The sequence below is a fragment of the Fodinicurvata fenggangensis DSM 21160 genome (genome assembly GCF_000686045.1).
GTDB classification, from domain to species: Bacteria; Pseudomonadota; Alphaproteobacteria; order Kiloniellales; family DSM-21159; genus Fodinicurvata; species Fodinicurvata fenggangensis.
This window is the reverse complement of record NZ_JMLV01000010.1, coordinates 57,759-70,400: the sequence shown is the minus strand read 5'-3', so window position 1 is coordinate 70,400 and position 12,642 is coordinate 57,759. Positions and strand designations below refer to the sequence as shown.

At 62.1% G+C, this 12,642-nt stretch carries 10 protein-coding genes; 5 read left to right on the top strand and 5 right to left on the bottom strand.

Annotated elements, in window-relative coordinates:
- The first annotated feature begins 7 nt into the window (after nt 1-7).
- Genes BP38_RS0113580 through znuB form a run of 3 tightly spaced genes read left to right on the top strand, consistent with a single transcriptional unit; the run spans nt 8 to nt 2,073 of the window.
- Entirely contained in the window at nt 8-472 is a 465-nt protein-coding gene (locus tag BP38_RS0113580) for a transcriptional repressor (protein ID WP_026988171.1), read from the top strand.
- Between the two features lie 10 nt (nt 473-482).
- Nucleotides 483-1,286, top strand: coding sequence for a zinc ABC transporter ATP-binding protein ZnuC (gene znuC / locus BP38_RS20725; protein ID WP_051609365.1), 804 nt, complete (start codon nt 483-485; stop codon nt 1,284-1,286).
- Nucleotides 1,279-2,073, top strand: a complete 795-nt coding sequence (gene znuB, locus BP38_RS0113570; protein WP_026988170.1) for a zinc ABC transporter permease subunit ZnuB — start codon at nt 1,279-1,281, stop codon at nt 2,071-2,073. The genes znuC and znuB overlap by 8 nt, the downstream gene beginning before the upstream one ends.
- On the opposite strand, the gene BP38_RS20720 is transcribed toward znuB, so the two are convergent.
- The gene (locus BP38_RS20720; protein ID WP_051609364.1) at nt 1,993-3,747 is read right to left on the bottom strand and encodes a Na/Pi cotransporter family protein; all 1,755 of its coding nucleotides are present in this window, start codon (nt 3,745-3,747) and stop codon (nt 1,993-1,995) included. The genes znuB and BP38_RS20720 overlap by 81 nt on opposite strands.
- A 190-nt stretch (nt 3,748-3,937) precedes the next feature.
- Nucleotides 3,938-6,733: an ATP-binding protein gene (locus BP38_RS21895; RefSeq protein ID WP_051609363.1), complete on the bottom strand. Its 2,796-nt coding sequence runs from the start codon at nt 6,731-6,733 to the stop codon at nt 3,938-3,940.
- A 297-nt stretch (nt 6,734-7,030) separates the two neighbouring features.
- Here BP38_RS21895 and BP38_RS0113555 point away from each other — a divergent pair, with 297 nt between their 5' ends.
- Nucleotides 7,031-8,524: an AMP nucleosidase gene (locus tag BP38_RS0113555; RefSeq protein ID WP_026988169.1), complete on the top strand. Its 1,494-nt coding sequence runs from the start codon at nt 7,031-7,033 to the stop codon at nt 8,522-8,524.
- A gap of 89 nt (nt 8,525-8,613) precedes the next feature.
- Here the strand turns inward: BP38_RS0113555 and ppa are convergent, their stop codons facing one another.
- On the bottom strand, nt 8,614-9,156 hold the full coding sequence (gene ppa / locus BP38_RS0113550; RefSeq protein ID WP_026988168.1) for an inorganic diphosphatase: 543 nt from the start codon (nt 9,154-9,156) through the stop codon (nt 8,614-8,616).
- Between the two features lie 188 nt (nt 9,157-9,344).
- Here ppa and BP38_RS0113545 point away from each other — a divergent pair, with 188 nt between their 5' ends.
- Nucleotides 9,345-10,055, top strand: coding sequence for a rhomboid family intramembrane serine protease (locus BP38_RS0113545; protein WP_035725292.1), 711 nt, complete (start codon nt 9,345-9,347; stop codon nt 10,053-10,055).
- Here the strand turns inward: BP38_RS0113545 and BP38_RS0113540 are convergent.
- Nucleotides 10,052-10,813 (bottom strand): sulfite exporter TauE/SafE family protein, encoded by a 762-nt coding sequence (locus BP38_RS0113540; RefSeq protein ID WP_026988166.1) that lies wholly within the window; start codon nt 10,811-10,813, stop codon nt 10,052-10,054. The two genes, BP38_RS0113545 and BP38_RS0113540, sit on opposite strands and share 4 nt — an antisense overlap.
- Nucleotides 10,814-10,924: 111 nt before the next feature.
- Nucleotides 10,925-12,493 carry a bifunctional aminoglycoside phosphotransferase/ATP-binding protein gene (locus BP38_RS0113535; protein ID WP_026988165.1) on the bottom strand — a complete coding sequence of 523 codons (1,569 nt, stop codon included), beginning with the start codon at nt 12,491-12,493 and terminating at the stop codon, nt 10,925-10,927.
- Nucleotides 12,494-12,642 lie beyond the last annotated feature (149 nt).

The following is a 12,642-nucleotide window of genomic DNA, read 5'->3' as shown; positions in this document are numbered from 1 at the left end:
TAAGGCCATGCAACTGCACGATCATGACCACGATCTCTGCCTGCGCGAAGCGCTGGATCGGATCCAGGCCGTCTGCCATGAACGCGGCGTGAAGCTGACCGAGGTACGCCGACGCATCCTGGAATTGATCTGGACAAGCCACCGCGCCTACGGGGCCTATGACCTGCTGGATATGTTGCGTGCCGAGCGCGGGCGCGTGGACCCGCCAACGGTCTACAGGGCGCTGGACTTCCTGCTGGATCAGGGCTTCATCCATCGGGTCGAAAGCCTGAATGCCTTCATCGGCTGTCCTCTGCCCGATCGCAGCCACAGCGTCCAGTTCTTCATCTGCGATGGCTGCGGCACCACCCTCGAGGCGCAGGACCGGGGCATCACCCAGGCCCTGGAGCGCAGTGCGAAAGCGCAAGGTTTTCAGGTTGAACAGAAGATCGTCGAACTCAGGGGCCGCTGTGCAGGCTGCTGTACGGATTGAAGCATGCAATATGACAAACAGCTCTGCCACACTGATCGAAACCTCGGGGGTCGGCCTGACCTTGGGCAGCCGTCAGATTCTGGAGTCCATCGACCTGGTCATTGCGCCCGGCGAGATCGTCACGGTCATCGGACCGAACGGTGCGGGCAAGACCAGCCTGCTGCGCATCATCCTGGGCCTGCAGAAACCCGGCCGCGGAAAGGTGCGTCGCCGGTCCGGCCTGCGCATGGGCTACGTGCCCCAGAGCATGTCCGTCGGGCCCACCCTGCCCCTGTCGGTGCTGCACTTCCTGTCCCTGCCGGATCGCCAGCCACGCCAGAAGCGCCTGGAGGCACTGAATGAACTGGGCATTGGCCACCTGGCCGAGGCACAGCTGTACAGTCTCTCGGGCGGTGAATTCCAGCGCGTGCTGCTGGCCCGCACTCTGCTGCGCGATCCGGATCTTCTGGTCCTGGACGAGCCGGCGCAGGCCATCGACTTCATCGGACAGACCGAGCTTTATCGCCTGATCGACCGGGTGCGACGCGAACGCGGCTGCGGTGTGCTGCTGGTCTCGCACGACCTGCATCTGGTGATGGCCGCCACGGACCGGGTTATCTGCCTGAACCGGCACATCTGCTGTTCCGGGGAACCCGAAACCGTCAGCCAGCATCCCGAGTACCTCTCCATGTTCGGCCCGCGCGCGGCCCAGGCTCTGGCCGTCTATCACCACCACCATGACCATCATCACGACCTGGACGGAACGCCGGTCGAAGAGGCCGACAGCACCGCCCGGCAGACCGAACAGCAGAAAGAAAACAGCCATGCTGGATGACTTTCTCGTCCGCGCCTTCCTGGCTGGCGCCGGTGTCGCCCTGGTCGCCGGTCCGCTGGGCTGTTTCGTGATCTGGCGGCGCATGGCCTATTTCGGGGACAGCCTGTCGCACACCGCCCTTCTGGGCATTGCGCTGGGTTTCCTGTTGGGCATCGATCTGGAGCTGGGCGTGATGGCAAGCTGCATTGCCATGGCCATTCTGGTCGTCGGCCTGCAGCAACAGAATCGCCTGCCCACCGACACCCTGTTGGGCATCCTGGCGCATTCGGGCCTGGCCCTGGGACTGGTGGCCATTGCCTTCCTGGACCGCCTGCGGGTCGACCTGATGGGTTATCTGTTTGGGGACATCCTGGCGGTTTCCACGACAGACCTGGCCTGGATCTATGCCGGCGCCGCCTTGGTGCTGGCTTTGCTGATCCTGGTCTGGCGCCAACTGCTGCTCGCCACCCTGCACGAGGATCTGGCACGTGCCGAAGGCGTGCGCGTCCTGCCGCTGCGTCTCCTGCTGATGCTCACCATGGCCGTCACCATCGCCGCGGCAATGAAGATCGTTGGCGTGCTGCTGATCACCGCGCTGCTGATCATCCCTGCGGCCACCGCGCGCCGCTTTGCCACCACACCGGAACAGATGGCCGTGATGGCGGCCGTTGCCGGCATCCTCTCCGTAGCCGGCGGCCTGTGGGGGTCACTGATCTATGACACCCCTTCAGGACCCAGCATCGTCGTCTGTGCGCTTGTGCTGTTTCTCACCAGCCTTGGCCTCGGTGGACTGCTCCGCCGCGCCTGAATTCCCCTGAACCTGCGCCTCCTTCTCCTCGAAGGCCTTCAGGCGAGTATCCAGCAGTTCCCCGTGACTTTTCAGGATGGGATGCGCAAAGGATGTCAGGTGCGCCGTGATGCGCTTGAAATCGCGCAGGATATCCAGGTGCAGGGCGCTGGTCTCGATGCTCTCCGTCTGGCCGTGCCGCAGACGCTCCATGTGACGTTCCGAGGCCTCCTGCTCCCAGTCGCGGATCTTGTCCTTCTCGCGCACCAATTGCCGTGCCATCTCGATATCCCGGCTGAAGAAGACCGTCATGGCCAACTGCATCTGGGAGACCACCAGGCCGTGGAACTCCTTGATCTCCTGCCAGCCCTCCTCGGAAAACTGCAGGCGATTGCGCAGGCGTTTGCTGGCGATACGCAGCAGGTTCTTGTCGATGACGTCGCCAATATGCTCCAGGTCTGTCGTCATCGCCATGATGTCGAAACAGCGCTTCATCTCGTCTTCCGACAGCTGGTTGCGCATGACCTTGGCGACATAGAGCTTGATGGCCTCGTGCAGGCGATCCACGTCGTTGTCGCGCCGACTGATCGCGTTGATGGTTTCCTGCTCGTTCGCCTTGAAGCCATCCATGGTCTGCCGCAGCATGGTTTCCACCAGATCGGCCATGCGCATCATTTCGCGCGAGGCACAGGCCAAAGCCATAGAGGGCTGGTCGATCACCGCCTCGTCCAGGAACCTCGGCGCCACGCGCTCCTCACTCAGCGATTTCTCTTCCGGAACCGCCTTTTCCAGGAAGCGTGCCATGGGTCCGACAAGCGGCACGAAAAGCAGGGCCAGCGCAATATTGAACAGGGTGTGGAAATTGGCCAGATCACGCGCCGGATTGTCCTCCAGCATCCCGAGGCCGGCCGATATGGGTTCCAGTAACGGCAGGGCGATCAAGGCGCCGCTCACGCGGAACAGCAGGTTCCCGATGGGAAGGCGCTTGGTCACTGCATCCCCTTGGGCAGTGAGGCCGATCATCACCAGGCCCGAACCCACATTGGCACCCAGCACCAGCGCCAGTCCCAGGGTTCCCGGAAAGACGCCGGACATGGACATGATCAACAGCACGATGGCGGCGCTGGAATGCGACAGCCAGGTCAGCAGGGCGGCGATGATCAGCGCAAGCACAGGTTGTCCGGCGAGGGCGTCCAGAACCGTCTCGACCAACTGGCTTTCGCGCATGGGTTCGGTCGCATCGACGATCATGTTGAGCGAAAGGACGATCAGGCCGAGCGCCAGGATGATACGACCCAGACTGCGCAGCCAGGCAAACTGGCCCGCGGAAAAGGCCAGGAAACCGGCGATCAGAAGGCCCGGTGCCAGGAAGGAGATATCGAAGGACAGAACCTGGACCACGACGGTGGTGCCAATGTCGGCACCCAGCATGATGGCCAGGGCGGGCGCCAGCATCACCAGTCCCTGCTGCAGGAAGGTCACCAGCAGCAGCGCCGTGGCCGTCGAGCTTTGCAACGCGGTGGCAACGCCGGCTCCGGTCGCGCAGGCAAGCCAACGGTTCTGCGTCGCTCGCGAGAGATAACGCCGGAAGTTGGCACCGAAGGACTCGCGGACATCGTGCGAGACCATCTTTGTCGCCCAAAGCAGCAGGGCGACGCTTCCCAATAGGTGTATGAGCCAGAAATCTTCCGACATGTTCAGAGGCGATCAGGGCAATTCCAGTGGAGAGACACAGACCTGTCAGCCGCAGCTTTCATGCGACTGTCATAAATGTGAAACAGAGCTTCACTATGTCAGACAATTCTGATTTGTCCAACGCTCGGCTAAAACACTGCACGCGTGCCAAGCTTCGTACAGCTTGCCAGGAGACCGCGCAAATGGGAAATCAGCTCCCTGCTGCCAGCAGCTTCCCGATCTTCTGCGCCAGTTCCGAGCGGCGATAGGGCTTGTGCAGGATCCCTGTCCCTGGGGGCAGGTTTTCCTCCTCCTGCGCAATCTTTTCTTCAGCATATCCCGAGGTGAAGAGAACTTTCAGGCCAGGCTCCAATTCGCGGGCCCTCGCTGCCAGTTGCCGTCCATCCATGTTTCCGGGCATGACGATATCCGTGAACAGAAGGTCGAAATCCTTTGCCGCTTCCAGCTCCGCCAGGGCCGAATCTCCATTGCTCACCGCAACGACTTGGTGCCCCAGATTCTCCAGTTGGCTCTCGGCATAGCCACGGAGCAGCTCATCGTCCTCCACAATCAACAGCTTGCCGCATGTTTTCGGCAGGCTGCGCTTTGCCGGGGAAGTGGTCGATCTGGGCGGTGCCGCCTCTGTCGAGCGCGGCAGGTACATGCGAAGCGTGGTCCCCACACCCGGTCGGGACTCGATATGCACATGTCCTTGCGACTGGCGCACGAAACCATAAACCATGCTGAGGCCCAGGCCACTGCCCTGGCCGATGTCCTTGGTGGTGAAGAAGGGTTCGAAGGCGCGCGCCTCGACCTCGGGCGGCATGCCCGTTCCATTGTCGGCCACGGCAATCATGACATAGTCGCCGGCAGCTATCTGCAAGGACTTCGCGGTTTCGGCATCGAAGGTCACATTCGAGGTCTCAAGGCGAACATGACCGCCGGATGCAATGGCATCACGTGCGTTGATAACCAAGTTCAACAGGGCCACCTCGAGTAAAACCGGGTCCACGAAGGTCGACCAGGCCTCCTCGGCCAAATCGGTCGTGATCTGGATATCCTCGCGCAGTGTGCGCTGGAAAAGAGCATCGAGCCCTACAACCAGGTCGTTGGGGTTCAACAACCGTGGTTCCAGGGTTTGCCGGCCGGCAAATGCCAGCAGGCGCCGGGTCAGCTCAGCGCCACGCTCGGCAGCACTGGCCGCCGTCTCCGCCAGCTCGTGCAGATAGGGATCCTCCAGGCGGCTGCCCAGAACCTCTGTATTGCCAAGGACGATGGTCAAAAGATTGTTGAAGTCGTGCGCCACACCGCCAGTCAGCTGCCCCAGGGCGCGCAGGCGCTCGGACTGGATCAATTCTTCCGCCATCTGCCGGCTGCGCAGCATGCGCCCCACATGATCCGCTACGCCGTCAATCAGATCGCGCTCCTCCTTCATCAGGACCTCTTCTCCACGTTCCTGTGCCTCTACAGAATCGCGCGGTCCGGCCTCGATGACACCGACATGACCGTAGACGCTCTTTATGGGCGCTTTGTAGCTGGCTACCGGCGCAGACCAGTTCCGGGAGAGACAGTCCTCTCCTTCCACATTGATGCGCACGGCCGGCGTGCGCAATTGGATCAGACTGTTTTCAAGCACCTGTGCGATGTCCCGGCATACCTGCGTCGACGACCTGGAACGATCTGATGTCAGCTCCAGTACATCATAGAGACACCGCAGCTCGGTCACGCGCTCGCGCAGGGACAAGCGCAAGTGCTCGACGGAATCGTTGAGTTCCTCCAGCTCCTTGACCCAGGTCTGGCGCCTTTGCGGTGCGCTGAAATCGAGTTCGGCTATGCGGCCGACATCGCTGGCCAGGCGCTCGACGGGCCGCGCCAGGGTCCTGCCGGCAAGCCAGACAACCGGGATGACAAACAGCATCACGATTCCGAAGGTCTGTAACAACCGCGTGCGCAGTTGACGCGATCCGGCTGCCAGCTCCTGCATGGGCGCAGCCATGACAAAGGTGGTCCCCTGCCCGTTCAAGGGCACGAGGGTCGAAAGCCAGTCTCGTCCCTCGACGGAGAGCGTTCCGGTAAAATCCTCCTGCAGTCCCTTACTCTGCTCAGACAGGGTGGCCAGGACGGGGGGACCGACCTTGTCCGCTTTCGGCAGGGCCTCGAGTGTGCTCATGTCCTCACTGACCCCGCTGCGCACCACCTCCTGCAGACGGCCTATATCGCTATAGGCCAGGACACTGCCCTGTGAATCCAGGATGGCCGCCTCTGTTGTCAGTGCATCACGATCACTTTGCAGCCTGTCCGACAGCTCCCACAGGGAGAGGTCCACGCCCGCTACGGCACCCGATTGGGAGCGCCGTGCCGCAGTGATGCCAGGCTCGCGGGTTGTGAAGAAGACATAAGGACTGGTGACGATGGTTTCGTCGCTCTGCTGTGCACCCTTGTACCAGGGCCGCTCGCGCGGATCGAAGTCGTACTCCACGTCATTGCGGATCTCGACAACCTCCAGCCTCTCGTTCAGGAATTCGAAGCGCGCACCACCGCTGTCTGCCCACTGTGCCAGCCACCGGGCCTGATCGGGAGCATCAAGCTGTTCCTCGAGTCGCCCTACCGGGCGCAACAAAAGGAAATCGCCATCCGGCCAGCCCACATAGGCGGCCGAGACACCGGGGACGGCCCTCAACACCGTGGCCAAGGCATGAAACTGCTGGCTGCGCTCCTCTTCGTTCCGGGTCTCGATAATCGGGTTCGAGGCCAGCGAGTCAGCTGCCGAGCGGGCCGTATCCTGGAGCTGATGCAACTCCAGGAGTGCCAGGCTTGCACTTTTGTGAAAGGAAGTGGAGACCGTCTCGTCCACAAGCTGCTGGCTGCTGCGACTCGCAACCGCTCCCAGAACCAGACCCAGGATGGCGAAGAGGAGGAGAAATAGCAGTATGATGTTGATTCGCAGGGGAATGCGAAACCTCGACTTCCACGGACGCCCGACGCCTCTGGCCCTCTTTCGTGCCATTTCCGCTGCCCCATATTCCGGGAAACGGGAGCCCTGCCTGCTCCTGATTGCCTCCGGTCCTCTGGTCGAACTGGCTACTTGCCGATCACCCTTTTTCTTGCAGTCCAAGATATACCAGCGATTTCTACAATGCCAGCGCGAACAATCCAATCATGATCAGGGGTTTCGCAGGGGCCATGCAAGCAAGCCAAGGGCGCAGCGTTTACAGCTTTGCGCGTACCCGGCGAACCGGTAGACTTATTCAGATCAGGACTCAGGGCTTGAAGCAGGCATCAAGAAGTCAGTGTGAAAGGTACCATGCCGGACGTTGTCACCCCCCCCACCATCCCGACCGAATCCTTCACGGATGCCACGGCTGCCGAAGCCCACATCCGCAAAATCTACGAACGCAATACCGCCTTCCTGAGAGAACGCTTTGAAGCCTATCTGGGGGGTGATTCACAGCTGCAGGCCAGCCGCGCCACCTATCCCTTCGTGCGTGTGGCCACCACCTCCCACGCATTGGTCGATTCTCGCTATGCCTATGGCTTCGTTTCACGGCCCGGTATTCACGAAACGACGGTGACCCGGCCCGATGTCTTCGGGAACTATCTGCGTGAACAGATCGCCCTGCTGTTGGAGAACCACGAGGTAGAGGTCCAGATCGGCGAGTCAGCCGAACCGATCCCGGTGCACTTCGCCTACAAGCGGGACATCAACCTGGAAACCGGCCCCCTGCAGCAGGACCCGGATGCCATAACCCGGCCCTTGCGGGACCTGTTCGATGTTCCGGACCTGGCGGGCATGGATGACTCCATCATCAACGGCACGCTGGACGCCGATCACGATACCCCCCAGCCCCTGGCGCTCTTCCGGGCGGGCCGGATCGACTATTCGCTGCACCGCCTGCTCCACTACACCGGCACCAGCCCCTCCTGGTTCCAGAACTTCGTGATCTTCACCAACTACCAGTTCTACCTCGATTCCTTCGTGCGCATCGGGCGCGGCCGGGTCGAGCGCGGCGACGCCGGCTGCCTGGCCTTTGTCGAACCGGGCAACGTGGTGACCCGAATCAATGAAGACGGGCAGCTCGAGACCACGGGTCAGCCGCCCGAACGCATGCCGCAGATGCCGGCCTATCACCTGGTCGGCGAGAACAATGCAGGGATCACCATCATCAACATCGGGGCCGGCCCCTCCAATGCCCGGACCATGACGGATCACGTGGCCGTCCTGCGTCCCCACGCCTGGCTGATGCTGGGTCACTGCGCAGGGCTCAGGAACACCCAGAAGATGGGCGACTATGTCCTGGCGCATGGCTATGTGCGCGAAGATCATGTGCTGGACGAGGACCTGCCGACCTGGGTGCCGGTTCCAGCCCTGGCAGAGGTCCAGGTTGCGCTCGAGAAAGCCGTGGCCGAAGTGACCGGACTGTCCGACTATGACCTGAAGAAAATCATGCGCACCGGCACCGTGGCCAGCGTGGACAATCGCAATTGGGAACTGAGCGAGCACAAGGCCGTCATGCGCCGACTCTCGCAGTCACGCGCCATTGCGCTGGACATGGAGTCTGCTGCCATTGCCGCCAACGGTTTCCGCTGCCGCGTCCCCTACGGCACGCTGCTCTGTGTTTCCGACAAGCCGCTGCACGGGGAGATCAAGCTGGCCGGCATGGCCGGGCAGTTCTATCGCCAACGCGTGGACCAGCACCTTGAAATCGGCCTGAAAGCCTTGGAAAGCCTGCAGAGTCAGGAACGTGAACGCCTGCATTCCCGCAAGCTGCGCAGCATCACGGAAGTCGCCTTCCAGTAAATCTCGGCCAAGACCGTCCGAAACGAAAAAGGCCCGGCGCGCCCCAAGCCGGGGCGGGCACCGGGCCCTTGTCCGGGAAGAGCTGTCCCTCAGGCTGCGGACGATTTCTCGTCGGCGCGCTTCATGGACTCTTCGATCATCTTGCGGGCTTCGGCGTCATCGCCCCAGCGCTTCACCTTCACCCACTTCTCCTTCTCCAGATCCTTGTAATGCTCGAAGAAGTGCGTGATTTGATCCAGCAGGATTTCCGGCAGTTCGGTGTAGGTCCGGATGCCGCTGTAATAGGGATGCAGCCGGTCGGAGGGCACCGCCAGGATCTTCTCGTCCTCGCCCTTTTCGTCCTCCATGATGAGCACGCCGATGGGACGGGCCGAAACCACGGCACCCGGCAGGATCGGTCGGCGGGAGACGATCATCACGTCGATGGGATCTCCATCGTCCGACAGCGTGTGCGGGATGAAACCGTAGTTGCAGGGATAGTGCATTGCCGTGTGCAGGAAGCGATCGACGAAGAGCGCCCCGGAGTCCTTGTCCAGTTCGTACTTCACCGGCGAGCTTCCGATCGGAACCTCGATCAGAACGTTGCAGTCTTCCGGCGGGTTCTCGCCAACGGGAATTTTGTTGATGTCCATCTTCTTCTCCGCGATTGATCGCTTGGAATTCCAAATGGCGTCACAAGGAACATCGAGCCCTGGTCACGTCAAGGAAAGTTTTGCAGTGCAGCATCAAAAGGCTGGACGGTGGCCGTGGACTCCGGCCCTGTTTCATTCTACATGCGATGGGTCGCAATTGACCCAGACATGAAAAGATCAGGTACCGCATGCCCGCAGATCCCGAGCAGAGTACGTCTCCGCCGCCTCCGCCGCCTCCGCCGCCTCGCCAGCCGGCCCTGAACATGCCGCGGACCGTCATGGTCCTGCTGCTTGTCATGGCCGGGGTCAGCCTGCTGCGTGCCATCCTGCCGGCAAACCTGGATTACCAGTTCATCGTCTGGTTTGCGCTCTATCTCTTCGTGAACGGGCAGTTCGTCTGGGAACGCCTCTACAGCCTGGTTACCAGCGTCTTCATTCACGAAGGTCTGCTGCACCTCCTGTTCAACGGCTTCTGGATCGCCACTATTGGCACCCTGGTTCAGAGAACGCTGAACGGACGGGATTTCCTGCTTCTCTTCATGACCAGCGCCGTGGCCGGCGGCATTCTCTTCATCGCACTGAACTGGGGCGTCACCGCCATAGCCGTGGGCGCGTCCGGCGGCGTGTTCGGGCTGCTGGGGGCCTTCGGGCATATTGGCGTTGCGCGTCCCTGGGAAGAGCGCGCCACCCGCTGGCGCAAACTGGCCGCCTTCACGGCCGTAATGATGGCCCTGAACATCGCCTATGCCATGCTGGGCGGCATGGGTGGGCCAGGCGCGCCCGCCATTGCCTGGGAAGCGCATGCCGGTGGCTTCTTTGCCGGACTGTTCCTCTATCCCTGGCTGCTGAAACGTCACCTGGACAGACAGCAGAAATCGCGCTTCCACGTTGTCGACTAGCCGCTGTAGGCGCGCCAGACGAAGGACAGGCCGATGACCACCAGCACCAGCAGCACCACGGTCTGAAAGCGGGCTTGCGAGACGAACCTGCGCACCCATTGACCCAGGAAGACGCCGCCAAAGACCGGAAGCACCGCGAAGGCAGACAGCAGGAGCTCGTACCAGCCCAGGATGCCGTGCAGCGCCAGCGACGCATAGAGGGGCGCAGAATTGATCAGGAAGAAGATCGAAATCGCGCTGATGAAGAAGGTCTTCTCCAAACGCAGGGCGACAAGATAGAGCGCAAGCGGTGGGCCAGGCAGGTTGGAAACACCCCCCAGGACCCCGGCCCCGAAACAGACCGCAAGGCCGACCGGCCGCTCCTGGGAGGGCTTCAAGGTAAAACGCGGACTGGACAGCGTCAGCAATGCCATGCCGGTAATGGCAATGCCCAGCAGCAGGTAGAGCAGCTGGGGATCCAGTGAGACCAGGAGCTGCACGCCCAGCAGCACACCCACGACGAGCGACAGCATCACAGGCCAGAAACGCTTGATCACACCCAGGAAATAGCCGCCCTGGAAGGCCTGGACCAGATTGCTGAATATCACCGGCAGCGACAGTACGGTAATGGCTTCCGGCACAGGCATCATATAGGCCAGCACCGGCAAGGCCACCAGCGGCAGGCCCATGCCGATCACGCCCTTCACGAAGCCGGCCAGGAACAACCCGCAGAATCCGGCGATATAGAGGACAAGAGTATCGGCTGTCAGGGGCTCCATGGGTGCTTGCCGTGCTGTTGAGAAGATCGTGCTGGGCGGGTAGCCGCCAGCATAAGCCTTGCGCCCGACAGGAAAAGCCCCTTGCGGGGATTTGTCCGCGCGTGGAAGGCCTCAGGTGCCCCCGACCGGTATATCCAACTGATCGCGGGCAGCCTCCAGGACGGCCTCGGCTCCGGCATCGGCCTCCAGGCGCAACCAGTCGATCGTGCCGGGATCGTAGGTCAGTTGTTTCTCCAGCACGGCAACGTCGGCATCCGAGCTGTCGTTGCGCCTGGCTTGCACCCTGGCTTCCAGGGTTTCACGGGACGCCTCCAGCCAGGCCCCCTGGAAGGTCGCTCCGGCTGCATCGGCCACCGCCTGCAGGCGGCTGCGTTCCTCCGGCCGTGCCCAGACCGCATCGGCGATCACGCTGTGACCAGCCTTCAAAGCCGTCTCCGCTTCCGAGAACAGCGTTTCATAGACCTGCTCGTTCATGCCGGCGCTGTAGGCGTCGGCAGACAGCCTTGTTTCCGGTGCCACACCGTTCAGGCGCTTTCGGATCACGTCGCTGCGCAGTTGCAACGCCCCGGGTGCGCGGCCCAGGTCCGGTGCCAAGCGGGCCGCCAGCGTCGACTTTCCAGTGCCCGAGAAGCCGCCGACGGCGATCAGCCTGGGCATCTCGGCCGGGCGCAGGAATTCCAGTGCCAGAGCAAAAAAGCCCTGGGCGTCTGCTGCCAACTTCTCGGCTTCTGCCGGGTCGTCCTGGCCTTCAACTGCGGCGGCCGTCACCTTGGCCCGGATGGCCGCGCGCACGCTGAGCATCAGGGGCAGGGCCTCCAGGACCTGCGGTTGCCCCATGCGGCCGAAGTAACGGTTCATCGCCAGGTTGGCGAGGTCGGGCCGCCCACGGTTGACCAGATCCATCAGCAGGTAGGCCAGGTCATAGACGACATCGATGCCGGCAATGCGCTGGCTGAACTCGATACAATCGAAAGGCGTCGCCTGCCCTTGCCAGAGGACCACGTTGCCCAGGTGCAGATCCCCGTGGCATTGCCTGACCCAGCCATCCGCGCGCCTCCGGTCCAGCAGGCCCGCGACCCCTGCCAGGCCCTCACGGCTGCGGGACGTCAAATCGGCCACGGCCTCGGGGCTGAACGTTCCGGACAGGGCTTGCATGTCCTGGGCATTCTCCTCGATCACGCTGCCAAGGCCCGCGGCGCCACCGAAAGGTTCGGACAAGCGTTCGGCCTTTTCATGCAGATCGTAGACCCGGTCGACCAGTTCGACGACATGTTCCCGCGTCAACTGGCCCTTTTCGATCAGGTGGTCGAACATCTGGTCTTCGTCGAAACGACGCATCTCGATGACCCATTCCATCACGGGGCCGTCTCCGTCGAACTCGAGGCCACCGTCCGCCCTGCGCGTGATGGAATGCACATCGAGGTAGATCTCCGGCGCAGTCCGGCGGTTGAGTTCGATCTCGCGCCGGCAAACCTCCTCACGGGCCTCTATATCGGTGAAGTCCAGGAAGGAATAGGCCACCGCCCGCTTCATCTTCCAGGCGCGGCTCTCGGTCAGGAAGACGTGGGCCACATGAGTCGTCACATGCCGGACTGTGTCTGAGCCGTCCGTATGGTTTGCCGGCGCCTTCAGGAATTCAACAACCTCTTCCTGCGTAGTTTCTCTGTCTTCTGCTTCCACGACTGATGCCCCTTGCCCGTTGTTCTTTGGTACATTTCGATGCGATTGCGGTTTTCCTGCCTGCCCTGTTCGCCATGCAGTTCACCCCTGCAGGATTGGCACTTACCCCGTCCGGCGGAACGAGGCTACAACTCCAGGACAGGAAGACG

Excerpts from the sequence above, each read along its gene's own strand:
- BP38_RS0113540 (WP_026988166.1), bottom strand. The coding sequence starts at position 10,813 with ATGGAGCCCCTGACAGCCGATACTCTTGTCCTCTATATCGCCGGATTC.
- BP38_RS0113545 (WP_035725292.1), top strand. The coding sequence starts at position 9,345 with ATGCCCGCAGATCCCGAGCAGAGTACGTCTCCGCCGCCTCCGCCGCCT.
- BP38_RS20720 (WP_051609364.1), bottom strand. The coding sequence starts at position 3,747 with ATGTCGGAAGATTTCTGGCTCATACACCTATTGGGAAGCGTCGCCCTG.
- znuC (WP_051609365.1), top strand. The coding sequence starts at position 483 with ATGACAAACAGCTCTGCCACACTGATCGAAACCTCGGGGGTCGGCCTG.
- ppa (WP_026988168.1), bottom strand. The coding sequence starts at position 9,156 with ATGGACATCAACAAAATTCCCGTTGGCGAGAACCCGCCGGAAGACTGC.
- BP38_RS0113555 (WP_026988169.1), top strand. The coding sequence starts at position 7,031 with ATGCCGGACGTTGTCACCCCCCCCACCATCCCGACCGAATCCTTCACG.
- BP38_RS21895 (WP_051609363.1), bottom strand. The coding sequence starts at position 6,733 with ATGGCACGAAAGAGGGCCAGAGGCGTCGGGCGTCCGTGGAAGTCGAGG.
- BP38_RS0113580 (WP_026988171.1), top strand. The coding sequence starts at position 8 with ATGCAACTGCACGATCATGACCACGATCTCTGCCTGCGCGAAGCGCTG.